We start from the raw sequence: 23622 nt of genomic DNA, 5'->3' as shown, positions 1-23622 counted from the left end.
AGGTAAATTAAGCTCGCAGTTGTGCGAAAAAGTTTAAACTGTAATTTTTTCGCCTCGTTTAACACTGAAAAGCATAAATATAACACCTACCAAAAGTACAATCCAGCCCCACTGGAAATGAACAACTTTACCGATAAGTTTATTGGCGAAGCCATATTTAGTATAATTATTTGCAGTAAAATAAACAGCAACTACCGCTAAGACATACCAGATAGCCATTACGAAACTCATAAACTTAAAGGCACCAACTTTTCTGATAAACAGAAACAATACCGAAATGGCGATAATGGCATAGGTGATCAAAAACAAACGGGCATCTGATTGATACAAGTTCCAATTGCCTTTAATGGGCACTTTTAACATTGGGCAAAAACCTGCAATAACGCATAACAAAATGCCTAACCAAGCCCTGAATTTATTTAATACTAACATATTTTTGGTTAATCGGTTAACGGTATAAATTGGTTAATAGTTTATGACAGAAGTCGATGATTAATAGTTTAATCGCTAACTTGTCTGGCATTTTTTAATGACTAATGACTAATGACTAATGACTAATGACTAATGACTAATGACTAATGACTAATGACTAATGACTAATGACTAAAACTACTGCCCCTCAATAATCCCCATCTTATCAGCAAAATGGGCACAGTAATCGCGTAAATCTTCAACAATCAAAGTTTCGTTTGTGGCTTTTAAAAAGCTATCGCCCATGGTTTGTAAAGTTTCGTAGAAGAAACGTTTCATCTCATCAACAGGCATATCTTTTGTCCAAAGATCTATCTTTAATGTGTTTTTATAATTGTGGTCCCAAACCGATAAAAACATAGCCTTTGCAGGCACTTTATCAGCGTTTCCAGAATCTGTACTTTCCCAAAGTATATTATCTGGGTTATTGCCTTCATCTAACTCAACGGTTATTTTTATTTCTGCTTTTTTCATTTTTTTTTAAATATGATTACACCGATTAAAGGATTACACCGATAAAGGGATTCTTAGGATATCAGTTTATTTTTCCGGATGCAAAGATGCTTAATATTAGTTTTACTTCATCGTAGCCTTACACTACTTTTTGTAATATTAACATCAAGATTGCGGCAATGAAGATAAAGATTAATTCTACCACCCAGATCCTTTTAATATCTTTTAAGGTGAATCGGAAAATCATATCTGTAATAAAGGTTACAAGGATAAGGCAACCTAAAATCAGGAGATAAAAGCCGCTCATATCCACATGACGTGGTGCTGTGCTTTTCTCTGAAACTAAATTTATGGCCACTAGTCCCAAACCAATGGCGCTTACAATATTTAAAGGCGTAATCCTAAGCTTCATTACTTTTTCTTATCGAATTTTTTACCTTTTTTAAAACTCTTTACTTGCTTACCAGCTTTTGCTTTGGCTTTTTCTCTTACCTTTTTCTCTATCGCCACAGCATGTTTTTTCTCATGGAAAGCCCCTTTAAAGTCAGGATCTTCCTTGCGTTTCTGCATATCGATTTCCTTCGCAATATGTTGGCGCTCTTCGTAAGGCGTTTCATCAATGAAAACACCCTCCGGAATTTCAGCCACTGGAATATATTGGCGGATTAATTTTTCGATCTTGCGGATATAATATTTTTCGGCATCCGTTGCAAAGGTAATCGCATCACCTTTGGCAAAAGCCCTTCCGGTACGGCCAATACGGTGTACATAATCTTCAATAATAATCGGCACATCGAAATTGATTACATGACTTACATCACTCACATCAATACCCCTACTTGCTACATCCGTAGCCACTAGAACCCTGATATTACCCTCTTTGAAACTATTTATGGAGTTAATCCTGGTATTTTGCCCTTTATTGGCATGGATTACACGAACATTCTCAGCACCATACCTGCGTTCAATAAAACTGTAAATATTATCGGCAACGGTTTTTGTTTTACAGAAAATAATCAGGCGGTTAAATGCCTCATCATTTTTCAGCAAATGCTGCAGTAAATTAATTTTCGTTTTAAAATTAGGAACGTAGTATAAAGCCTGTGTTACGTTTGCTGCAGGGGTTGCTTGTGCAGATGCCTCAATTACAAGCGGATTATTTAGGAAATCGCCCGCAATTTTCTGCACCAAATCGCTCATCGTTGCAGAGAATAACAAATTCTGGCGTTTACGTGGAACTATTTCTAAAATCCGGTGAATAGAGCCAATAAACCCCATATCCATCATTTTATCAGCCTCATCAAGCACCAAAAACTTTAGGCTTTGTGTGTTGATATCACCTGCTAAATATAAATCCAGGAATCTTCCGGGGGTGGCAATCAGGATATCAACTCCTTTTGCGATCTGCTCTTTCTGTGTTTTCGGACCAATTCCGCCGAAAATTACTAAAGAACGTAAATCGGTATAAGTAGAAAACAACTTTACCTGCTCAGCAATCTGCATGGCCAGTTCACGCGTTGGAGATAAAATCAGCGCTCTTGGATTATCGCCTTGCGCGTATTTCAATTGCATTAAAATTGGCAAAACAAAAGCAGCGGTTTTTCCTGTGCCCGTTTCGGCGATACCAAAAATATCCTGTCCAGATAATACTGGTGCAATTGCTTTTTCCTGTATCGGCGTGGCAACGGTGTAACCTGCATCGGCAACTGCATTTAAAATTTGCCTGTTTAACTTAAATTCTTCGAACGATTTTGCCATAGCGCACAAAGATAGTAATTAAGGTTGAGGGTTTGAAGGTGTAAGGCAGAAGGTTTCAATCCAATGCAGAATCTAAGCTTCTTTTTATCAGAATTAGGAGTAAAGCAATTTCAGTAATTTTTCGGTTCCTGTAGTCCTGCTATCCGTTTTACTTCGTTACACTCCGTGTCCAATGCTATCAGGTTTATTTAACCAAAAACAGTAACATAAAACTCAATTCCCCCTATCCACAGCATCAAAATCTTGATACTTAATACTAGCTACTTAACACTAAATTACTACCTTTGAAACCATGAATTCTTACCTGATAAAAGCCGCCACAATTGTAAACGAAGGACAAAAAATTATTGCCGATGTATTGATAAAAGATGGATTAATAGCCAAAATCGCCCAAAATCTATCTGCACCTGATGCCCAAGAAATTAACGCAGAAGGACAATACCTTTTACCAGGGATGATTGACGATCAGGTCCATTTCCGCGAACCAGGCTTAACCCATAAGGCCGATATTTTTACCGAAAGTATGGCTGCCGTAGCCGGAGGGATTACCTCTTTTATGGAAATGCCCAACACCGTACCCAATACTTTAACACAGGATTTATTAGCTGATAAATACGAAATTGCTGCTCAAACCTCATTGGCCAATTACTCATTTTACATGGGCGCCAGTAATGATAATATTGAAGAGGTTTTAAAAACCGATCCGAAAAATGTTTGCGGAATTAAGGTTTTTATGGGTTCATCTACCGGAAATATGCTGGTGGATAATGAAAAAACCCTGGAAAATATTTTTAGCAAAGCGCCAATATTGGTAGCTACGCATTGCGAAGATGAAGCAACCATCCGCCATAACCTGGCCGAATTTAAAGCCAAATATGGCGAAGGGCTTACTATAGATATGCATCCTTTGATCCGCAGTGCCGAGGCTTGTTATAAATCATCGTCGTTGGCCGTGGAACTGGCGAAAGCCTACAAAACCCGTTTGCATATCCTACATATATCAACAGCAAAAGAAATCGCACTGTTTGATAATATTACACCTTTAAAGGATAAAAAAATTACGGCCGAAGCTTGTGTACACCACCTTTGGTTTAATGATAAAGATTACGCTTCAAAAGGAAATTTTATTAAATGGAATCCTGCAGTAAAAACGGAAGATGATCAAAAAGGTGTGCTTAACGGCATTCTTGAAGACTATATTGATGTAATTGCAACAGATCACGCCCCACACACGCTGGCAGAAAAGCAGCAGCCTTACGCTCAAGCCCCATCTGGTGGTCCATTGGTACAGCATGCATTACCGGCCTTGTTAGAGATGCATTTACAGGGCAAAATATCTTTAGAGAAAATCGTAGAAAAAACAGCGCATAACCTGGCCATCTGTTTTGATATCGAAAAACGCGGTTTCATTCGTGAAGGGTATTGGGCAGACTTAGTGTTGGTAGACTTAAAAGATTCCTGGAAAGTAACCAAGCTTAACAATTTCTACAAATGTGGGTGGAGCCCTTTTGATGGTGATACTTTCCAGGCAAGTATTACACATACCTTTGTTTCAGGTAATTTGGCTTACCAAAATGGCAAATTCACGACAGATCAGATCGGAAAGCGATTAACTTTTGCAAGATAGATTTGTTATATTTATCGAAGTATCCAATTAATATCATCGGTAAATAATGCTTACATTCAATCCTCCTATAGAAGATAGAACAACAAAACAACTGCTATTAATTGTAGGCTCTCCAAATGAATGGGATGAATCCGCTATAGAACAGGCCCAACTAGAGTTAACCTTAAGAAATGTTGATGAATCAGAGATCAAACAAGCAAAACACCAGTCCAAACAAAAGGTTAGATTAGAAGATCTAAAAAGAGCGAAAGAATCTTATTCCTTTTTCGACTTTATCTTTGAGCCAAGTACTTTTATAGAAGTTATAGTTTCCTGGGAATTAAGGAAAGATGGATACCTTAGAAAAGCAGACCAACAACAATGGCTAAGGCCAATATTCATATTGGTGATGATTATGATAATCGTTATTCTTAGCTTATAATATAAATGCAAAAAAATAAATCTATCTACTCAAAATTTATTGCGATTTTACTTATTGCTATACTTATCTACCTTTTTGGTTTCTTCCCCACCCTTGTCCAAAAATATTATTCAACAGGTTTTTATCCTTACATCTCCTCAACGCTAAGGTTTATTTCTGCTCTGTTTCCTTTTGCTATTGGCGATGTTATTTACGTTTTACTTATTGGTTTTGTACTTTATAAAATCGTTAGATTCTACAGCCGTCGTAAATCACTAAAAAAGCAGGATAGAATTATTATACCCTTACAGATTTTAAACTTCTTTTTAATTCTTTATATCATTTTCAAAATAGTTTGGGGTTTAAACTACAGTCGACCAAGTATAAGCGAAGAATTGGGCATTGGGAATGAAAAATATAGTGTTAAAGAATTGGTTGTTCTTGGGGATTATTTCATCAAAAAAACCAATGCACTAAAAGTGAAGCAAGGCAAAATCCCATCTTACACGGTCAAAGAACTAGAAATAAAATCAGCAGCAGCTTATGCGTTGATGGCACAAAAAAATCAGTTGTTCCATTACCCAAACCCTTGCTTAAAATCGGTTTTAAACTCATGGATGATCAGTAAAATTGGCATCGAAGGCTATTATGCACCGCTTTCTGGCGAAGCCAACATGAATATGAATCTGCCCAACTTTGTAAAACCCTATGTAAGCTGCCACGAAATAGGCCATCAATTGGGCGTCGCTTATGAGGATGAAGCTAACCTATTGGGTTATTTAACTGCAAGCAATAGCCCTGATGTAAATTACCAATATTCTGCCAATTATGAAATGTTACGCTATATTTTGTTTGAGATCAGAATGAAATCACCTGACGATTATAAAACACTTCACGCAAAGCTCCTACCGCAGGTTTTAGCCGATTTCAAAACCGAAAAAGAATTCTGGCGAAAATACAATGGCGATATGTTCGGTTATATGGATGCCGCATTCGATAGCTTCTTAAAATTGAACAACCAGAAAAAAGGAATCGATAGCTACCAAGATATTGTAATTTGGCTATGGAATATACATAAAAAGCAGTTGTCAGTTGCCAATTAGCAGTTTCAATTAACAGTAACAATAAAAACTGTAAACTGAATTAACCGTGAATCGCTTCTTTGGTCCCGAAACTCTGAATCAGCTCTCCTTCAAAATCTAACCATTCTTTCCAGCGTTTATCTACATCCACATCGGTACTGTATTTACGTGCAAAATTTAAAAATGTGGTATAATGTCCTGCTTCCGAAACCATTAACTCATGATAAAACTTTGCCAACTCCTGATCTTTTATATTTAACGAAAGTACCCTGAAACGTTCGCAGCTTCTGGCTTCAATCATTGCTGCAAACAATAACCTGTCAATAAAAGCCATATTCCGGCTTCCGTCTTTTTTACTAAATTTCACCAAACGACCAACATAGTCATCTTTCCGCTCACGACTTAAAGTATAACCCCGTTTTTTTATAATTTCAATTACCATCTGAAAATGTTGCATTTCTTCGATGGCAATTGCTGTTAATTCATCTACCAAGTCCTGATGTTCAGAATTTTGAGTGATTAATGTAATCGCGTTGGTTGCAGCCTTTTGTTCGCACCAGGCATGGTCAGATAAAATTTCTTCTAAATTCGATTCTGCAATATTTGCCCAACGTGGGTCTGTCAATAATTTTAATCCTAACATGTAGTGCTTTGTAATTGAGCTGCAAAATTAGGAATATTTAAGATACGTTTAATATCTCCCACAGATTTAAAAGATTATGCAGCTTACACCTTACCTCGCTAAAATCACATTTATCTGCGGGAGCCAAAAAAAAGAACTTATTTTTGCAGGCAAATGAATACAAGTACAAAGAAATTATTGATAATTGGATTGGTCTGGCCCGAACCCACTTCATCGGCAGCAGGTACAAGGATGATCCAGTTGATTGATTTATTTCTTTCGAAAGGTTATCAGATCGTTTTTGCATCAGCAGCATCAAAAAGCGATTTCAGTTACGATTTTAGTAAGACGAACGTTTTTGAACAGCAAATCAAACTGAACGACGAAAGTTTCAACGTATTTCTGAAAAAATTAAATCCAGATTTAGTGCTTTTCGACCGTTTTATGGTAGAAGAACAATATGGCTGGCGCGTTCAACAGGAATGCCCTAATGCACTTAAGGTTTTAGATACCGAAGATCTGCATTGCCTGAGAAGTGCCCGGCAGCAAAGCGATAAGAAAAAACAAGTTTTAGACTTATTTTCGGATACGGCCAAAAGAGAAATTGCTTCAATTTTACGCTGCGATTTATCTTTAATCATTTCTGAAGTGGAAATGGATATGCTGAAAACACAGTTTAAGATCGATGCTTCATTAATTTATTATTTACCATTTTTAGAAAAAGAAATCACCCAAAAAGATATTGCGAACTGGATTTCTTATGAAGAACGAGCTGATTTTGTTTTCATTGGCAATTTCCTTCACGAACCCAACTGGAACACCGTGCAGTTTTTAAAAACCAAAGTCTGGCCTGTGCTCAGAAAAAGGCTTCCCGGTGCAAGTTTGAATATATTTGGGTCTTACGCATCGCAAAAGGTGCTGCAACTAGATAACAAAAACGAAAAGTTCTTAATTAAAGGAAGAGCTGTAGATGCTAAAGAAACCATTGCTAAACACCGAATATTACTTGCTCCTATTCAGTTTGGTGCGGGTGTAAAAGGCAAATTTATTGATGCCATGCATGTAGGTACCCCATCTGTTACCACATCAGTTGGTGCTGAGGCCATGAAAGGCAATTTAGATTGGAACGGTAGCATTGAAGATAATTTAGCGCTATTTATAGATGAAGCTGTAAAACTCTATCAGGATAAAAATGCCTGGCAAGTGGCACAACAAAATGGCGTACAGATCATTAACAAAAGATATTCTACTAAATATTTTACTGGTTCATTCATACTAGAACTTGAGAGATTAATTTCAGATTTAACTGCACACAGGCAAAATAACTTTTTCGGACAAATATTAAATCACCACACCGCGCAGAGTACAAAATATATGAGTTTGTGGATTGAAGAGAAGAATAGGAAATAGTTCAGAGTCCTTAGTCCGAAGATATAGTGTATTAAAAATACAAAAGAGGTATTGAACAAATCAAAACCTCTTTTGTATAATATTTTAGAAATTAAAAGCAAGTTTAGTAAATAACCTCCGTCCATTAAAACCCATTTGAACGGCATCCCATGCACCACCTGTTTCACCATCATAGGCAGAAAGCTTTGCACCTTGTACGTAACCATAATCAGGGTGAATATTAAATACATTATCAGCACCAAAAAATACAGTCACTTTTTTCGAAATTTTGTAAGAGCCATAAATATCGGTAACCATTTTACCTGAATAATTAAATTGCTCTAAAACTGTTTTGTTTGGATCATCATCCAATGCAACCAATGGTGGATAAGTGTTTGCATAACCATAGCCTAAAATCGAAATTTTGCCATAGTATAGAAAATGCGTGCCAACCATCCAATTACCAAACCCATAATCTAAGTTTAATCCCAGTTTTACAGGAGGAGCAGATGCTTTAATATATGCTTGCTCTCTGTCGCTAAAAAATGCCTGCTGGTTTTTATAAGAACCATCTAAAGCATTCGGGATATTAATTTTATCAATATTTAGATGATTTAAGTTTCCCGTAAACAAGACTTTAATGCTTTTATTATCAAATCGTTTAGTATAATCGACAACTAAATCCAAACCATAATTTGTGGTATTAACTGCATTTGCAAAAAACTGTGCCTGTGCAACATTTAATTGATTCAAAATTGGTTTTAAAGCGGGTATACTTTCATCAAATTGACCCGATAATACCACCCTATCCTTAATATTAATGCGATAACCATCTAAGGTTACTGTAATTTCAGAAACTGGTTTCCACGAAAGGCCTAAACTTGCATTAATGGATTTTTCTTGTTTCAGGTCAGGAATTCCGGCTGCTCTTGTAATTGGACTGTAGTTCGGCGCGATTTTAACTTCGAAAACATTGCCTCCCTGCACGTTTGTAAATGTATTGCTGAAATTAATTTGTTGTAATGATGGTGCACGAAAACCTGTACTTATCGATCCACGAACATTAAAATTGTTTGTTAGTTTATAACGGGTCGCAAATTTGTAATTACTTGTAAAGCCAAAATCATTATAATTTTCTGCCCTAACGGCAACACCAATAAGCCACTTATTGGTAGCATCCAGTTCTGCATCAATATAAGCTGCAACGTTAGATCGGCCCGCGTTAACTTCATCGCCTGGCTGATAACCTGGAAAACCTTGAGCACCTGTAGCCTTGTTTGGGTTATAGTTTGAATATGAATCTTTTTCTCCTGCGTAAATTTTATAGTTTTCATACCTATGCTCTAAACCAAAAGCCAAATTCAATCCCGATGCAACAGTTGGAATTGCCTTACTCAGATTAAAGTTGACTGTATTTTGCAAAAAGGAAAAACCCCCATCATCAAAATGGGTTTTACCGGCACCAAGAGAAGCATTAAATGTTTGATCACCATAAAAATGAAAATTGTTACGGCCCAGTGTATTACTTAAATCCCAGTTCCAGTCTTTGCCCCATATGCCTTTTACACCTGCTGCAAAAGATAAATCCTGGATTTTAGTCTGGATGATCGGATCATAATAAGTTTCCCCATCAGCCGTGGTTTGTAAAATAGAATTCCCTGCAACTCCATCCGGAAAACGCTCTGGACGCTCAGATAAATTTCTGGTATAGGCATAAGCATCCGAAGCTTTTATATTACCTCCGCCGAATGAATAAATTACTGTTTTTGTATTTGCAATCGGCAGTTCCATATTATACATTAAACCACCAGAAGTTACCGATCCATCACCCGTAGATCTTCTAACCTTATTAATTGGTAAACCATCTTTCGAACTTAAATCTGTATTCAGATTTTGCCTGAATGTTTTACCATTAGCAAAAAAGTTTCCTGAGAAATTAATAAAACCATTATGTTTACCTAGCCCAACACCATAATTAGCACCTAAAGAAAATGCATTCCCATCAATTGCACCACCCTGCCGATACTGTCCCAGCTCTTTACCATAGTGAGTATTGTTTCGTGGATCATAATAGCCTGAATACCCAGTATTAACACTTAAAACACCAATATCCTTTTTCAATATTAAGTTAATTACCCCTGCAATCGCGTCCGATCCATATTGTGCCGACGCACCATCGCGTAAAATTTCAACACGGTCTATCGACGATTCTGGAATCGCATTTAAATCTGTACCTGAATTTCCCCTTCCCCTGGTTCCGAATACTGCAACAAAGGCTGTTTGATGCCGGCGTTTACCATTAACCAAAACCAATGTTTGATCTGGGCCCAAACCTCTAAGCGTAGCCAAATCTATTTGATCGGCACCATCTGATCCGCTTTGTTTGTTAAAGTTAAAAGACGGTGAGGCAGCATTTAAAATGGAAGTTAAATCCATTTTTGCAGTAGGCATGTTAACCTGATTAATCTTGATCACATCAACGGGAACAGGCGTAAGAATAGAAGAGCGGCCTTTACCACGGGTTCCAACCACCACGAAATCGCCGAGATTTTGTGCACTTTCAGATAAAATAATTGTTAAAGGTCCGGTTGTTGCTACTACTTCTCTGGTTTCATATCCAATAGCACTAACAATTATGGTTCCTTTACCAGAAACAGAAAGCTGAAAATCTCCATTCTGATCGGTAACAGTGCCCTTGCTCGTCCCTTTCTCTTTAACAGAAGCGGCTATAATCCCTTCTCCTTTCAGTGTTGTAACCTTACCTTTTACAATATTTTGCGCAAAAGAGGCTATTGGGAGTAAATAAAACCCAATTAATACATAAAATAACTGTTTTTTCATATTTGTTTTGATAAATGTATGAGCAATATAAATAATACAAAGGTATTTCACACACACAAACACCACAAAACACAAAGCACACTTAAAAATATAAGCAAATACAACAAAAAAATCAGACTAACAAATAGATTTCAATAAAATTCAATTAAATATTAAAGAAAAATTTAAACATTTTAAAAACAGTCCCTTATTCTTATCCGCTGTTAGAAATAAACGATACTCCCTTTTCAGTTATAAATTGTTCGGGTTTATATTTTCTTGCTAACAAATGAATGACATAACCTTTATTTAAAAAGCATATTTTTGCTCCTATGGCAAAAATATCAATTAACCTTGCTACAGGTTCGTTTCAAAAGGAAGAAATTATAGTCGGAATAGATTTAGGTACAACCAATAGTTTGGTGGCGTTTATCAATCCAGATAAGAATCCGCAGGTAATTAACGATGCAGGTAAAGGAATATTGGTACCATCGGTGGTATACTTTAATGGCCAGAATGAAGCCGTTGTAGGTAATGAGGCTAAAGAATATTTAACTACAGATCCTTCAAACACCATTTTTTCAGTAAAAAGATTACTAGGCCGTTCTTACAAAGATGTAGCCGAACACAAAGACATTTTCTCTTACAAAATTATCGACGATGATAGCGATGCTTTGGTAAAAATCCATGCCGGCGACCGTTTCTACACACCGATAGAATTATCGGGAGAAATTTTGAAAGAGCTTAAAGCAAGAGCAGAACACGCCTTAAAAACTCCGGTCAACAGAGCTGTGATCACTGTTCCGGCATATTTTAACGATAGTCAGCGTCAGGCCACCAGAGATGCCGGAAAGTTGGCTGGTTTAGATGTAATGCGCATTGTAAACGAACCTACTGCAGCTAGTTTAGCTTATGGAATCGGTTTAGACCCGTCGCAACAAAAAACCATTGCGGTTTACGACTTGGGAGGAGGAACATTTGATGTTTCTATTCTACAGATCCAGAATGGAATTTTCGAGGTATTGGCTACAAACGGCAATACTTATTTAGGTGGTGATGATTTTGACCGTGCCATTTTAAACTATTGGTTAGAGAAAAACAACCTTGATGTAGCAGTTGTTGCTCAGGATAATATTTTAATGCAAACCTTACGTCTACAAGCTGAGGCTGCTAAAAAAGCCCTATCTAGCCAAAATTTATATAACGAACAGGTTGGTGAGATCTGGTGCACACTTGATAAACAAACTTTTGAGCAGTTAATTTCAGCAAAGGTCGAAGAAACCATTACTGCTTGTAAGAATGCATTGAAAGATGCCGATTTAACCGCCGCCGATATCGACGAGGTAATTTTAGTAGGGGGTTCTACCCGTACACCATATGTAAAACAGGCTGTAGAAAATTTCTTCGGTAAAAAACCACAGGATAATATCAATCCTGATGAAGTAGTAGCTCTTGGTGCAGCCATTCAGGCTGATGTTTTGGCAGGAAACCGCTCTGATATTTTATTGCTGGATGTAACGCCACTTTCATTAGGTATCGAAACTATGGGCGGTTTAATGGATGTAATTATTGCCCGCAACAGCAAAGTGCCTACCAAAGCCGGTCGCCAATACACCACTTCGATAGATGGGCAGGTAAACATGAAAATTTCTGTTTATCAGGGTGAGCGCGATTTAGTAAAAGAAAACAGAAAATTGGCTGAGTTCGACTTAAAGGGAATTCCTGCAATGCCAGCTGGTTTGCCAAAAGTAGACATCAATTTTTTACTGAATGCAGATGGAATTTTAACCGTTCAGGCCATAGAGTTACGTTCGGGCGTTAAACAAGAGATCGAAATTACGCCAAGTTATGGCTTAAGTGATGATACAGTAGAGAAAATGCTCCTCGACAGTATAGAACACGCCAAAAGTGATGTGGAACAACGTATGCTCATTGAAGCAAGAAGCGAGGGTGAACAATTGCTCTACACTGCCGAACGTTTTATCGAAAAACATGCTGAGCATTTAACAGAGGGTGAAATTTCAGAAACCAAGGTACATATCGAAGCGCTTAGAACGGCTTTAGCTACTCAAGAAAAAGATACTATTTTGAAGAAAGCAGATGAGCTGAATGAATTTACCCGTCCTTTTGCAGAACGCGTGATGGATGCAGCGATTTCTACTGCAATGAAAGGTAAGAAGATAGAGTAGTTTTCAGTTGGCAATTAGCAGTTCTCAGTTTTTAATTAATAGTTGCCAATTTTAAACTAGTTGCGTCATCCTGGACTTTTTCAAAATCTTTCTTGCCTTAACCATTTAGTATGAATCACCTTATATATGGTTCAATTTGGCTGAGATCGTCATTCTGAACTTGTTTCAGAATCTATCCAGCAATTAAGACTTATACGTTTATTTCCTTTTTGGAAAGCAAAGGCAATGCTTATCGGTGCCGATACTCCCGCTTTTGCTTCTGCCGATGAAGAATCGGCATCCACGCCAATCGGGTTTAGCTAACTTAGTCCTGTATAAAAAACTCAGGTTGCAGGGTGCATGACTAATGTTTAATTTTTCTTATCATACATCAAAAACCGCTATCACCTTATCCATTAACTTTGTTAAAATTATTTTAACATTATGGAATTAGGTATCGGTATGTTTGGCGATTTGCAGATTAATGCAAAAGGAGAAATTCAACCCGCTCAGCAAAGACTTCAGGAAATTATAGCAGAAATAAAACTAATGGACGAAGTTGGTTTAGATTTCTATGGGATTGGCGAACACCACCGCCCTGATTATGCTGTATCGAGCCCCGAAATTATATTGGCAGCAGCAGCTATAGTGACCAAAAACATTAAACTAAGCAGCGCAGTTTCGGTTTTAAGTTCATCTGATCCCGTTAAATTGTACCAAAATTTTGCCACAATAGATTTAATTTCGAATGGTAGGGCCGAATTAATGGCCGGTCGTGGAAGTTTTATCGAATCGTTTCCACTGTTTGGTTATAACCTACAAGATTACGACGAACTTTATGAAGAAAAGCTAGAACTACTCCTTAAAATAAATGCGGCGCCAAAAATTACATGGAAAGGTAAATTTAGACCAGAGTTAAATAACCAGGAAGTATTGCCAAGGGCTGTAAACGACAATTTAAAAATTTGGGTCGCTGTTGGTGGAACACCAGAATCAGTAGAACGTGCTGGCAGATTAGGTTTACCAGTAATGTTTGCCATCATTGGCGGTCAGCCCATACAGTTTAAGCCACTTTTCGATTACTATAAAAGAGTTTACGAAGCATATGGGCACGATATGAGTAAATTTGAAGTAGGCGTACATATGCACGCTTTATTTGGCGAAAACAGTAACGAAGTTGCAGATTATTACTACCCACTTTATTCTGCTCAGATGAACAGGATCGGTAAATCACGTGGTTGGCCACCTTATCAACGCAATCAGTTCGACGCTGGCCGAAGCAGCAGTGGTGCTTTAATTATTGGCGATGTAAACGAATCTGTAGAGAAGATTTTAGCCATGGAAGAAATCTTTGGCTTAACACGCTTCTCCGCGCACATGGATGTAGGCGGTCCATCTCATGCAGCTTTAATGAAATCAATAGAGTTATTCGGAAGCAAAATTGCACCTAAAGTACGTGAAGCTTTAAAGAAATAGACTAAGCCTCGCTCTTTTTTGTGAAAATCTGCAAAAAAGAATAGATATAACAACCTACACAAATAGCGAATAAGCTCTCTAACAAAGCGAAAACGATCATGATGGAGGTAAAAATCAGCGCTGCATTATAAAAATCAAATAGAAATACCGCGGTAATCAAAAGGCAGAAAGCAAAGCCCAAGGTTGCCGCAAACTTTTTTGGTGCTAAATCTTTCATTTTCGGAGATAGAGAAAGTCCGTCAGATATTTTAATCGCGATAAATTTCAACACACTAAATTTACCTGTTGTAAATGCCCTTAAAGCAAAATCAAATAGCAAGAAAACAATTGCCCAATAATTTGAAAACACAACACAAGCTATTGCAATCACCGCAACCATAAAGGCAATAATCCTAACTACATTTTCATTTATTCTTTCTGCTGATATCGGGCAAGATAATTCCATGGACATGATTTTGATGTAAATTTATTTAATTTTGGTTAACATGCAAAGCGCCGTACTTGAATGTTTTGCCACCAGAGGCGAAAAATAGCGGCCATTCCACCACAATTCAATTGCAATGCAGGAGCATCTTTCTGTTTTTTACAAAAACATAACGAAAAGTCAGCAAAAGTACCATAAATGTTCTGGAAAATACTTTTCCAATCATTTTAAATTACTTATAAAACAATTTTATTAATTTGGCAAAACCTATACCAGTGAAAAATGAAAGCATACATTATAATAATCTGTTTACTAGTTTTTTACGGATGTACAAATACCGACCAAAAAGCAGTCAATCTTGAAGAAAAAAATGCCACAGATTTAAAAAAGCAACATTTAAGTTTGTTTACGCCCAAAACCTTTTATTATACCAACGATTTGCAAGAAGATAATCCTGCATGGACAGCGGCAAAATATTCAATATTTCAATCCAAAACGTTGGATAGTTTAAACCACCGTTACTTCGAATTGCTTGATGTATATGATAATGACGATAATATTGTTGTTTTTAACGAAGTTTTTCATGAAGGCAATCGGATTAAACATATAATACTCGATACACTCTATAATTATAGTGATTTTGCAAAAGATATACCCGATAAAGGTACATCGGTTGGTGTTTTGCATAAAGATGAGTTAATTGGAATTGAGACAAAAGGCATTGAAAAAAACTCGATCATTGCAGTGATAACTACAGGTCAGGATTCGTTCAAAGCACATGTTGACAGCGCAATTGCAAAACATAAAAAAGCAGGCAAAGATCCTTTTGAGGTTGTTGATGTTAGCAGAAAGATGCGCATTATTAAAGCCTGGTACGCAAATCCGAAAACGGGAAAAATAGAGCCAATAAAAAATTAGCTGGTTTTAATTCCGAAAAATTGATTCTTAACCTGTGTATTCGTTCTTATATTTAGTAAAATAAATACACACTCCAGATATAAACAAACCATGAAGAACATTTTCCAACCCGCAGTAACTAGCGAAATTATTGAAAGAATTAACAAGCTTACCCCTACTACTACTCAACTTTGGGGCAAAATGAATGTTGCACAAATGTTGGCACATTGCAATGTAACTTACGAAATGGTTTACGATGATATTCATCCAAAGCCAGGGCCGATTATGAAATTTATTTTGAAAAAACTAGTAAAAAGCAAAGTAGTAAACGAGAAACCTTACCCTAAAAACAATCAGACGGCACCACAGTTTATTATTAAAGATGAAAAGGATTTCGAAAAAGAGAAAACCCGTTTAATCGACTATATTAACCAAACCCAGCAGCTTGGCGAAGCTTATTTCGACGGTAAAGAATCGCATTCATTTGGCCCATTAGCAAAAACCGAATGGAACAATATGTTCTATAAACACCTGGATCATCATTTAGCACAATTTGGTGTTTAGTTTAGATGCGTAAGAACAAATTATTGTCCAAATCACCCCCTTAAATCGTCACTTTTAAACCTTACACAGGCCAAAAAACTTGTCTAACTTGTGGTAACAAAAAAGGATATAAAATGGCAAAACCACTTGTAACATGCCTTTGGTTTGACGGACAAGCCGAAGCTGCAGCAAAATACTATTGTACCGTATTTAAAGATTCTAAAATTACCCAGGTTACGCCCATGGTAGTTACTTTTGAATTAAACGGAAATAAATTTATGGGACTCAATGGAGGTCCGCAATTTAAGTTCGATGAAGCGATTTCTCTTATGGTAAATTGCGATAACCAGGATGAAATAGACTATTACTGGGACACTTTTATAAATGACGGTGGTACAGAGAGCGTTTGTGGATGGTTAAAAGATAAATTCGGACTTTCGTGGCAAATTGTCCCATCAAACATTGGTGAGCTAATGGCAGAGCCCGAAAGAGCAAAAAGAGTAATGGATGCCGTTATGCAGATGAAAAAGCTTGATATGAAAAAAATGGAAAACGCATAATTTCTGCTTCTAACCCCCTGGTTTTACAAAGAAAATTTTTTATCTTCGGGTATATGAAAAGATTAACGATTTTAACCGCGTTAATCATCCCTATATTTCTTTGCACCTCTTGGGGTTTCTTTGCACATCAAAGAATAAACAACCTTGCTGTGTTCACTTTGCCTGCTGAAATGATTGGTTTCTATAAAAAGAATATCAAATACATTACCGAACATGCTGTTGATCCAGATAAACGCAGGTATGCTGATACGCTCGAAGCACCACGGCATTACCTCGATGTGGAGAACTATGAGAAAAATATTGATAGTATTCCCGAAAAATGGGATGATGCCCTGGCAAAATATGGCCTAAAAAAACTGAACACCGATGGCATTATCCCTTGGCAAATACAACGCAGTTATTATGGTTTAGTTAAAGCCTTTAAAATGCGTGATTCGGTAAAAATCTTAAAATATTCTGCTGATCTGGGCCATTATATTGGCGATGCACATGTTCCTTTACACACTACCGCCAACCATAACGGGCAACTCACCAATCAGGTTGGTATCCACGCCTTTTGGGAAAGCCGTTTACCCGAGTTGTTTTCAACTCATTACAATTTTGTTGTAGGCCATGCGGATTATATTGAAAACCCATTACAAGAAGTATGGAAAATAATTAAACATACGCACAGTCTGGTTGATACCGTGCTAACTTTCGAAGCTGAACTGAGTGCATCATTTCCTTCCGACAAAAAATATAGCTTTTCTGAAAGGAATAATACTGTGCTAAAACAATATTCTACAGCCTATTCAAAAGCCTACCATACTAAAATGAATAATATGGTAGAAAAACAAATGCGTGCTGCCATATTAAAAACAGGCTCATATTGGTATTCTGCCTGGGTTGATGCAGGTCAGCCTGTGCTTAAAAATCTGATTAAAACAGCATTATTAGCTGATGAGAAAATAGAAAGTGAAGCGGTAGAAAAGAATTATAAAAATGGGCCCCTAATTGGTAGGGAATTTTAATTATAACTTGGTATCCTCTGCTTCGATAATTGCTTCAATCTTTTTAGGTTGTAAACGGCTTCTGATAGCTGCCCAGATGGCAGGGACAAAAGTTACCACAGCAATAAAAATAATAACCAGTTCAAAATTATTTTTAATTACCGGGATTTGTCCTAACAGATACCCTCCCATCAACAACGCAAATATCCAAGCTACACCACCAATAATATTATAGTAAGTAAAACGACCAAAAGGCATTTTGGCTATTCCCGCTACAAATGGCGCTATGGTTCTGAAAATTGGAAGAAACCTGCTTAACATAATGGCCTTACCACCGTGTTTCTCAAAAAATTCGTGAGATTGATGATAATATTTAAGCTTCAAAATTTTGTTCTTTTCTTTAAATACCCCCGCGCCTAAAACACTCCCCAGTTTATAATTAACTGTATTTCCTAAAATTGCTGCTACAATTAATATAATGAGCATGATCCAGATATTTAAACCGGTTTCATGTTCGCCTGCAATTAAAGCACCCATTGCAAAAAGCAACGAATCGCCAGGAAGGAATGGTGTTACCACAAAACCAGTTTCGGCAAAAATGATCAGGAATAAAATGAGATATGTCCAGGTGCGATATTCGTTAACAATTTCAGCTAAATGTACGTCTATATGAAGAATAAAATCTATAAGCTGTTGTAGTAGTTCCATTTATCTAATTTTGGGCAAAAGTATGAATAGTGAAGGGATTAAATGCTAGTATATTGCAATAAAATTAGTTGGAAGAAACTAAGCGCATCTGAAGCTCTCCTTTTTTTGATCCGTCCAACAACACATAATAAACCAATCCTTTTGAAATGGCTACTGATGTGGCTGGACTAGTAGTAGGAGGAAGAGAATCTAAAGTTAAAACTAGCGGTTGGGTTGCAATTGGGGTTTGAAGGGCAAAAGAAATATGTGTTGCTTTACTTAAAACAACTTTATGAGTCGATTTTTCGCCATATTTAGCAACGAATTCAGTAAAACTACCACCATCATCCTTAATAATCACATCTGATCCTAAAGTATAGCCCAAGTTTAAAAAATTCAACGTTACTACATTAAGATCCTGTTTTACATCATCTTTATAAACCTTTAATACCGGCGGGCTTGTAGCTGTTGTACGGGTATAAAAAACCGAATAATTAGCACCAATTTCAAACTTAGAGCTTGTACTTGCTACATCTGTCCCAGTATTTATATTTTTAGAAGTGATGGTATAAGTTGAGTCTCCGGCAACAACAACATAATTACTATTTGATCCATAAGTTGTTGAAGCACCTGATTGGATACCATTTAAGAAAAAGTTCTGCGTCGTATCCGTTACTGCAGACTGGAAATACCTAACTTTAGCATCGCCTTCAATTAGATTATTGTTTTTAATGCATGAGCTAATTAAAACGGCAAGTGCAAAAAGAAGAAATATTTTTAGAAACAATACTTTGTTTTTCATAATTAATTGCTGATGCTAATAAAACGTAAAGATAGCAGAAAGCATATTAAACTTTGAAATTAATTATCGGTAATGATATGCGCTCCTAACGTTGCTGCAGTAGTACCGCTAAACCAAATGGTATATATCTTCCCTGCTTCTAAAGCCGTACTTTGGATGGTTTTAACATTACCAGAACCTACTACTGTATATCTTAAATTGAACCCTGTATCTACAGTAAAATAGTTAGATGCTTCTTTAAAAGCCAGTCCATTCACAAACTGGGTACCGCCTTCAACCATCACATTTATGCCGGTAGCAAAATTAGGCGTCAGGTTAATCAGTTTAATTTTAGCTTTACCTACTTCGGTATTACTTAAGTTATCTTCATAACTTACTATTTCCATTTCTCCTTTTTTATTGGTTACCAGAAAAGTTGTGTAGGTAATAGACGGTGTAAAGTTAAAAGAAGTATCAGTAGTGGTGTTATTTGTGCCGGTATAAGAAATGCTTCTATTACCAGAAGGTATTCTTACGTAATCGCTGGTTTCGCCAAAAGCTAAAGCTACAGTGGTTAGTTTTTCGTTATCGAGATAAACATCCTGGTTCTCGTTGGCCTGCGATGCATTAACCATTTTTACCTTGGCCTGGCCTTTTACTACTTCATCTGGATTATCCTTTTTACAGGATGACAAGCCTATACTACTACATAAGCAGGTGAGCAAAATTATCGATTTCGAGAGATTGTTATAGATTTTCATTGGTTGTTAGTTGGTTAAAACAAAAATGGCTCGGTCAAAAACCAAGCCATTTTCTTGTTAAAACTAATAAATTAGTTTTTTTTAATAACTATTATTTAGCATCACAGGCATCACCAACATTAAAACGTCTTCATTTTCGTCATTGGTTTGCGGAATTAAAAGCCCTGCTCTATTTGGTGTCGAAAGTTCTAAAGTCACTTCATCACCACTTAAATTACTTAACATTTCGATCAAAAAGCGTGCATTAAAGCCTATTTCGAGGTCTTCGCCGTCATATTGGCAGCTTAACCGCTCATGTGCTTCGTTAGCAAAATCCAAATCCTCAGAAGAGATATTTAATTCGCTTCCGCTAATTTTCAACCTTACCTGATGTGTTGTTTTATTGGCAAAAATTACAACCCTGCGAAGTGTATTTAAGAATAAACTTCTGTCGATAATTAGTTTGTTAGGATTATTGGTTGGAATTACCGCCTCATAATCTGGATAGCGTTCGTCTATTAAACGACACACTAAATTGATATTTTCGAACTTAAAGAAAGCGCTTGTTGCATTATAATCTACCGATACATTAATATCAGTTGAAGGTAAAGCAGCTTTTAAAAGTGTTAAAGCCTTTTTAGGAAGAATAAAAGATGTTGCTTTATCTGCTTTACTATCCATACGGCGATATCTCACCAATTTATGTGCATCGGTAGCTACAAAGGTGATGTGCTGAGGAGATAACTGACAGAATACACCTGTCATAGCCGGGCGCAACTCATCGTTACTTACAGCAAAAATAGTTTTTGTAATGGCTTCAGTTAAAACTGAGGCAGGCAAATTTACAGAAGACGCATTTTCTACTACCGGAATCTTCGGAAAATCATCGCCATTTTCACCACTCAATTTATATTTACCATCTCCAGCACTGATCTCGATCGCAAAAGTACTATCATCGATATTAAATGCAATCGGTTGATCTGGTAATGTTTTAAGCGTATCTAATAAAATTTTAGACGGAACGGCAACTTTACCTTCTTCCTTTGATTCTACAGCCAGAGCAGTTGTCATACTGGTTTGCAGATCGGTAGCAGAGATAGTTAAGTTTCCATCTTTAATTTCGAAGAGAAAATTTTCTAATATAGGCAAAACCGTACTGCTGCTTGATGCACCATTTACGGTTTGTAAGTGTTTTAATAGAGTTGATGTGGATACAATAAATCTCATGATATTATTTAGTCTTCTTCAAAAATATAAAAATTATTTAGCGTACTTGTATTTGCGGTAATAATGTTGAAAAATCGCAAAGAATATTAACAATAGCAAGGGCGCTACAACATTTATAAATTGCCATTTAGTTTTTTCGAGTTTAATTTTGGCTTTATCCAACAATCTAATTTTTACTTCCTTATTCCGCAACGCAATTATGTTGTCGTTATCGGTAAAATAATCAACAATATTGAGCAATAAAGCCTTATTGCCAAAAGTGCGCTGCGAATAACGATCGAAACCTAATGGAAAGGGAGTTCCATTTTGCTCCGATACCTGGTTTTTAAAAATATCGCCATCTCCTATCACAATCATTTTAGCAGGTTTACTTGTGCTCTCCAAGGTATAAGGCTGTGCAATGGTAGCAGGTAAGGGTCGCCCGGCAAAAACCGATGGAAAATTACCTTCTAACATTAAACCAGCATGTTGTGGTTTACTTTGGAAAGACCGAGGATCTAACTGCTCGCTTAACATTTGCAAGCTAAACAATTTCGGCACATTATAAACCTTATTATAGGGAGATGTAGCTAAAATATACGATTTCTTTACGCCTTTAACACCAATAGTATCTACCGTACTTGGAAATTCAGATTTTACACCATCCAATTTTCTCACCACACTTTCAGCCGTATCAGGTAATAAAATAGGATAATAAATCCAGGGCACCAATTGCATTTGGTTCTGCCCGCCTACAACTCCCGTTGAAACTGGAATTTCAGCACTATTTGCCGGATCGGCAATAATATTATAATTAACCCTTGCCCCGTACATAAAAAGCATGTCATCCAGGTTCAAATTACTGTTAACAGCCATCTGCCCACTTTTCCCCCGCAAACTATCCAATTCTGCATTTACCTGATCAATACTCCAGAGTACTCTCCCCCCGTTCATTACAAAATAGTTGATTTTGTATTTCTCAGTTTCTGTAAAAGGTTTCTTAGGCTTGGCGATAATCAACATTTTCAATTTATCAAGCCCTGCTTTATCAATACTATTCAAATCAATACGGCCAACCAAATAACTGTTCGATAGTGTATGAATGGCATCGGCCAATTGTAAATCGGAAAGTTCACCATTTGATTCTGAAAAGCCAATCCGAGGATTATCACCTGAAAGCACTTTCTTTAAACCCGATGTAAAGATATACTCCAAACTTTCAATAGAGCGGTTTATATTGTCTTCGTAATTCCCCCTGGTATCTAAATTCTGAAAGAGTTTAATAGGCAATTCTTTACCCCCGCTTTCCATCATAGCCATCGGAAATACGAGTTTCTGTGTTAATCCACTTTCCGTTTTAACACTTAAATTGGTTGCCTCTATACCCCTTTCGTATAAATTATTGATCACTGTATCTTGATCGGCCTGATTAAGTCCAGCTATCGGATCAACGAAAACCACTTTAACTTCAGCTTTAGCATAGGCCTGATAATCAGCTAAAATATCCGACACCGCAGCCTGCAACCTTTTAAAAGCAGGTGGTAATTCCCCAGCTAAGAATACAGTTACGATTACTGGCTTTTCATTTTTCTGCAGCAAGGTTTTTGTTTTTTCGCTCAGTGTAAAACGTTTATCGGCAGTAAAATCAAAACGATAAAAAACATTCTGGCCCAAAATATTTAAAATAACCAGTGTTATTATTACGACAGCGAAATTAACCCATTTATTCTTCAGCTTCATTACCGTTTCCCTCCCATTATTAACTTAGTGACAAACAAAAACAGCACTAAAAAAGTAATAAAGTAAATCAGATCCCTGGTATCTAAAACACCACGGCTTACCGAAATATAATGTTGATTTATTCCTAAATTACTAATGATATTCCCGATACTTTGAAATGCAGCAAGCTGACTACTATAATCGAAGCCTAAAAAAGCAAATGCACATAAAGCAGCACTGATCACAAAAGCAATTACCTGATTTTTAGTCAATGCAGAGGAGAAAACACCAATAGATGTAAAGGCTGCACCCAATAAAAATAAACCGATATAAGAGCCAATAACCGATCCTGAATCGATATTTCCTTCAGGGAAGCCCAGCTTTGAAATGCTATAGTAATAAATCAACGTTGGAATTAAGGCAAATAATACCAAAACCAAACTCGCTAAATATTTTGCCACAATAATCTGCCAGATTTGGATGGGCCTGGTAATTAAAAGTTCATAGGTCCCCTCTCTCCGTTCTTCGGCAAAAGAACGCATGGTAATGGCTGGAATAAGAAACATGAAAAGATAGGGTACCAAACTGAAAAAACCATCGAGTTCGGCATAACCATAATCAAGTATCGAGGTGTCTGGAAAAAACCAAAGTAACAGGCCAGAAACCAACAGAAAAATGCCAATGGTAATATAGGCAACCATCGAACTTAAGAAACTGAATAACTCGCGTTTAAAAACTGCGTACATAGTTAAATTTAAATGCCGAAGTTAAGAAATATTTTTTCGTTGGCTTTACCCAGTTAACGGTAAA

23 protein-coding genes are annotated in these 23622 nt (G+C 36.8%); 10 read left to right on the top strand and 13 right to left on the bottom strand.

All coding sequences use genetic code 11. The annotated features are described in order from the left end of the window. Window positions 1-33: 33 nt before the first annotated feature. From FHT21_RS03425 to FHT21_RS03410, 4 genes are all read right to left on the bottom strand, one after another. Window positions 34-432, bottom strand: coding sequence for a hypothetical protein (locus FHT21_RS03425; RefSeq protein ID WP_167293367.1), 399 nt, complete (start codon window positions 430-432; stop codon window positions 34-36). A gap of 177 nt (window positions 433-609) precedes the next feature. Next, the gene (gene gldC / locus FHT21_RS03420; RefSeq protein ID WP_029275370.1) at window positions 610-945 is read right to left on the bottom strand and encodes a gliding motility protein GldC; all 336 of its coding nucleotides are present in this window, start codon (window positions 943-945) and stop codon (window positions 610-612) included. A 118-nt stretch (window positions 946-1063) separates the two neighbouring features. Continuing rightward, window positions 1064-1336: a hypothetical protein gene (locus tag FHT21_RS03415; RefSeq protein WP_167293366.1), complete on the bottom strand. Its 273-nt coding sequence runs from the start codon at window positions 1334-1336 to the stop codon at window positions 1064-1066. Continuing rightward, window positions 1336-2682: a DEAD/DEAH box helicase gene (locus tag FHT21_RS03410; RefSeq protein ID WP_167293365.1), complete on the bottom strand. Its 1347-nt coding sequence runs from the start codon at window positions 2680-2682 to the stop codon at window positions 1336-1338. The genes FHT21_RS03415 and FHT21_RS03410 overlap by 1 nt, the downstream gene beginning before the upstream one ends. Window positions 2683-2974: 292 nt before the next feature. On the opposite strand from FHT21_RS03410, the gene FHT21_RS03405 reads away from it, so the two are divergent. From FHT21_RS03405 to FHT21_RS03395, 3 genes are read left to right on the top strand one after another with little or no spacing between them, the layout of a single operon-like run. Beyond that, a complete protein-coding gene (locus FHT21_RS03405; RefSeq protein ID WP_167293364.1) occupies window positions 2975-4309 on the top strand; it encodes a dihydroorotase in 1335 nt (444 codons plus the stop codon). A gap of 46 nt (window positions 4310-4355) precedes the next feature. Further along, window positions 4356-4730 carry a hypothetical protein gene (locus FHT21_RS03400; RefSeq protein WP_167293363.1) on the top strand — a complete coding sequence of 125 codons (375 nt, stop codon included), beginning with the start codon at window positions 4356-4358 and terminating at the stop codon, window positions 4728-4730. Between the two features lie 5 nt (window positions 4731-4735). Further along, complete coding sequence (locus tag FHT21_RS03395) at window positions 4736-5812, top strand: DUF3810 domain-containing protein (RefSeq protein ID WP_167293362.1); 1077 nt, start codon at window positions 4736-4738, stop codon at window positions 5810-5812. A gap of 40 nt (window positions 5813-5852) precedes the next feature. On the opposite strand, the gene FHT21_RS03390 is transcribed toward FHT21_RS03395, so the two are convergent. Continuing rightward, on the bottom strand, window positions 5853-6434 hold the full coding sequence (locus FHT21_RS03390) for a tRNA-(ms[2]io[6]A)-hydroxylase (RefSeq protein WP_108200728.1): 582 nt from the start codon (window positions 6432-6434) through the stop codon (window positions 5853-5855). 153 nt (window positions 6435-6587) lie between these two features. Here FHT21_RS03390 and FHT21_RS03385 point away from each other — a divergent pair, with 153 nt between their 5' ends. Beyond that, window positions 6588-7823: a glycosyltransferase gene (locus tag FHT21_RS03385; RefSeq protein WP_167293361.1), complete on the top strand. Its 1236-nt coding sequence runs from the start codon at window positions 6588-6590 to the stop codon at window positions 7821-7823. Window positions 7824-7907: 84 nt separating this feature from the next. Here the strand turns inward: FHT21_RS03385 and FHT21_RS03380 are convergent, their stop codons facing one another. Further along, a complete protein-coding gene (locus FHT21_RS03380) occupies window positions 7908-10643 on the bottom strand; it encodes a TonB-dependent receptor (protein WP_167293360.1) in 2736 nt (911 codons plus the stop codon). 311 nt (window positions 10644-10954) lie between these two features. On the opposite strand from FHT21_RS03380, the gene dnaK reads away from it, so the two are divergent. Then, on the top strand, window positions 10955-12811 hold the full coding sequence (gene dnaK, locus FHT21_RS03375) for a molecular chaperone DnaK (RefSeq protein ID WP_167293359.1): 1857 nt from the start codon (window positions 10955-10957) through the stop codon (window positions 12809-12811). A 423-nt stretch (window positions 12812-13234) separates the two neighbouring features. Beyond that, window positions 13235-14266 carry an Atu2307/SP_0267 family LLM class monooxygenase gene (locus tag FHT21_RS03370; RefSeq protein ID WP_167293358.1) on the top strand — a complete coding sequence of 344 codons (1032 nt, stop codon included), beginning with the start codon at window positions 13235-13237 and terminating at the stop codon, window positions 14264-14266. A 1-nt stretch (window position 14267) separates the two neighbouring features. Here the strand turns inward: FHT21_RS03370 and FHT21_RS03365 are convergent, their stop codons facing one another. Then, a complete protein-coding gene (locus tag FHT21_RS03365) occupies window positions 14268-14711 on the bottom strand; it encodes a DUF4395 domain-containing protein (RefSeq protein ID WP_167293357.1) in 444 nt (147 codons plus the stop codon). Between the two features lie 261 nt (window positions 14712-14972). Here FHT21_RS03365 and FHT21_RS03360 point away from each other — a divergent pair, with 261 nt between their 5' ends. The 4 genes from FHT21_RS03360 (at window position 14973) to FHT21_RS03345 (ending at window position 17700) form a co-directional block, all read left to right on the top strand. Continuing rightward, entirely contained in the window at window positions 14973-15608 is a 636-nt protein-coding gene (locus FHT21_RS03360; RefSeq protein ID WP_167293356.1) for a hypothetical protein, read from the top strand. 90 nt (window positions 15609-15698) lie between these two features. Then, window positions 15699-16151, top strand: a complete 453-nt coding sequence (locus FHT21_RS03355; RefSeq protein ID WP_167293355.1) for a DUF1569 domain-containing protein — start codon at window positions 15699-15701, stop codon at window positions 16149-16151. A gap of 113 nt (window positions 16152-16264) precedes the next feature. Further along, window positions 16265-16690 carry a VOC family protein gene (locus FHT21_RS03350; protein WP_167293354.1) on the top strand — a complete coding sequence of 142 codons (426 nt, stop codon included), beginning with the start codon at window positions 16265-16267 and terminating at the stop codon, window positions 16688-16690. A gap of 53 nt (window positions 16691-16743) precedes the next feature. Then, the gene (locus tag FHT21_RS03345) at window positions 16744-17700 is read left to right on the top strand and encodes a zinc dependent phospholipase C family protein (RefSeq protein ID WP_167293353.1); all 957 of its coding nucleotides are present in this window, start codon (window positions 16744-16746) and stop codon (window positions 17698-17700) included. Here the strand turns inward: FHT21_RS03345 and FHT21_RS03340 are convergent, their stop codons facing one another. The 6 genes from FHT21_RS03340 to gldF all read right to left on the bottom strand — a co-directional run bounded on the left by FHT21_RS03340 (window position 17701) and on the right by gldF (window position 23558). After that, the gene (locus tag FHT21_RS03340) at window positions 17701-18387 is read right to left on the bottom strand and encodes a DedA family protein (protein ID WP_167293352.1); all 687 of its coding nucleotides are present in this window, start codon (window positions 18385-18387) and stop codon (window positions 17701-17703) included. It lies immediately after the preceding gene. Window positions 18388-18451: 64 nt separating this feature from the next. Next, window positions 18452-19168, bottom strand: a complete 717-nt coding sequence (locus tag FHT21_RS03335) for a DUF4397 domain-containing protein (protein WP_167293351.1) — start codon at window positions 19166-19168, stop codon at window positions 18452-18454. A 59-nt stretch (window positions 19169-19227) separates the two neighbouring features. Next, window positions 19228-19908, bottom strand: coding sequence for a DUF4397 domain-containing protein (locus tag FHT21_RS03330; RefSeq protein WP_167293350.1), 681 nt, complete (start codon window positions 19906-19908; stop codon window positions 19228-19230). Window positions 19909-19989: 81 nt separating this feature from the next. Then, window positions 19990-21114: a DNA polymerase III subunit beta gene (gene dnaN / locus FHT21_RS03325; protein WP_086545224.1), complete on the bottom strand. Its 1125-nt coding sequence runs from the start codon at window positions 21112-21114 to the stop codon at window positions 19990-19992. 33 nt (window positions 21115-21147) lie between these two features. Continuing rightward, window positions 21148-22833 (bottom strand): gliding motility-associated ABC transporter substrate-binding protein GldG, encoded by a 1686-nt coding sequence (gene gldG / locus FHT21_RS03320; protein WP_167293349.1) that lies wholly within the window; start codon window positions 22831-22833, stop codon window positions 21148-21150. Beyond that, complete coding sequence (gene gldF / locus FHT21_RS03315) at window positions 22833-23558, bottom strand: gliding motility-associated ABC transporter permease subunit GldF (protein WP_167293348.1); 726 nt, start codon at window positions 23556-23558, stop codon at window positions 22833-22835. Before gldF ends, gldG begins: the two co-directional genes overlap by 1 nt. Between the last annotated feature and the right edge of the window lie 64 nt (window positions 23559-23622).

It is taken from the genome of Pedobacter sp. SG908 (assembly GCF_011759615.1).
GTDB lineage: Bacteria > Bacteroidota > Bacteroidia > Sphingobacteriales > Sphingobacteriaceae > Pedobacter > Pedobacter riviphilus.
The sequence above is the reverse complement of the archived record's forward strand: the minus strand, read 5'-3'. Positions and strand labels throughout refer to the sequence as shown.

Bases quoted from the DNA above. Each gene is read 5' to 3' on its own strand.
- FHT21_RS03340 (WP_167293352.1), bottom strand. From the start codon at position 18,387: ATGGAACTACTACAACAGCTTATAGATTTTATTCTTCATATAGACGTA.
- FHT21_RS03370 (WP_167293358.1), top strand. From the start codon at position 13,235: ATGGAATTAGGTATCGGTATGTTTGGCGATTTGCAGATTAATGCAAAA.
- dnaK (WP_167293359.1), top strand. From the start codon at position 10,955: ATGGCAAAAATATCAATTAACCTTGCTACAGGTTCGTTTCAAAAGGAA.
- gldC (WP_029275370.1), bottom strand. From the start codon at position 945: ATGAAAAAAGCAGAAATAAAAATAACCGTTGAGTTAGATGAAGGCAAT.
- FHT21_RS03360 (WP_167293356.1), top strand. From the start codon at position 14,973: ATGAAAGCATACATTATAATAATCTGTTTACTAGTTTTTTACGGATGT.
- FHT21_RS03410 (WP_167293365.1), bottom strand. From the start codon at position 2,682: ATGGCAAAATCGTTCGAAGAATTTAAGTTAAACAGGCAAATTTTAAAT.
- dnaN (WP_086545224.1), bottom strand. From the start codon at position 21,114: ATGAGATTTATTGTATCCACATCAACTCTATTAAAACACTTACAAACC.
- FHT21_RS03355 (WP_167293355.1), top strand. From the start codon at position 15,699: ATGAAGAACATTTTCCAACCCGCAGTAACTAGCGAAATTATTGAAAGA.
- FHT21_RS03345 (WP_167293353.1), top strand. From the start codon at position 16,744: ATGAAAAGATTAACGATTTTAACCGCGTTAATCATCCCTATATTTCTT.
- FHT21_RS03415 (WP_167293366.1), bottom strand. From the start codon at position 1,336: ATGAAGCTTAGGATTACGCCTTTAAATATTGTAAGCGCCATTGGTTTG.
- FHT21_RS03330 (WP_167293350.1), bottom strand. From the start codon at position 19,908: ATGAAAATCTATAACAATCTCTCGAAATCGATAATTTTGCTCACCTGC.
- FHT21_RS03425 (WP_167293367.1), bottom strand. From the start codon at position 432: ATGTTAGTATTAAATAAATTCAGGGCTTGGTTAGGCATTTTGTTATGC.
- gldG (WP_167293349.1), bottom strand. From the start codon at position 22,833: ATGAAGCTGAAGAATAAATGGGTTAATTTCGCTGTCGTAATAATAACA.
- FHT21_RS03395 (WP_167293362.1), top strand. From the start codon at position 4,736: ATGCAAAAAAATAAATCTATCTACTCAAAATTTATTGCGATTTTACTT.
- FHT21_RS03405 (WP_167293364.1), top strand. From the start codon at position 2,975: ATGAATTCTTACCTGATAAAAGCCGCCACAATTGTAAACGAAGGACAA.
- FHT21_RS03390 (WP_108200728.1), bottom strand. From the start codon at position 6,434: ATGTTAGGATTAAAATTATTGACAGACCCACGTTGGGCAAATATTGCA.
- FHT21_RS03385 (WP_167293361.1), top strand. From the start codon at position 6,588: ATGAATACAAGTACAAAGAAATTATTGATAATTGGATTGGTCTGGCCC.
- FHT21_RS03400 (WP_167293363.1), top strand. From the start codon at position 4,356: ATGCTTACATTCAATCCTCCTATAGAAGATAGAACAACAAAACAACTG.
- FHT21_RS03350 (WP_167293354.1), top strand. From the start codon at position 16,265: ATGGCAAAACCACTTGTAACATGCCTTTGGTTTGACGGACAAGCCGAA.
- gldF (WP_167293348.1), bottom strand. From the start codon at position 23,558: ATGTACGCAGTTTTTAAACGCGAGTTATTCAGTTTCTTAAGTTCGATG.
- FHT21_RS03365 (WP_167293357.1), bottom strand. From the start codon at position 14,711: ATGGAATTATCTTGCCCGATATCAGCAGAAAGAATAAATGAAAATGTA.
- FHT21_RS03380 (WP_167293360.1), bottom strand. From the start codon at position 10,643: ATGAAAAAACAGTTATTTTATGTATTAATTGGGTTTTATTTACTCCCA.
- FHT21_RS03335 (WP_167293351.1), bottom strand. From the start codon at position 19,168: ATGAAAAACAAAGTATTGTTTCTAAAAATATTTCTTCTTTTTGCACTT.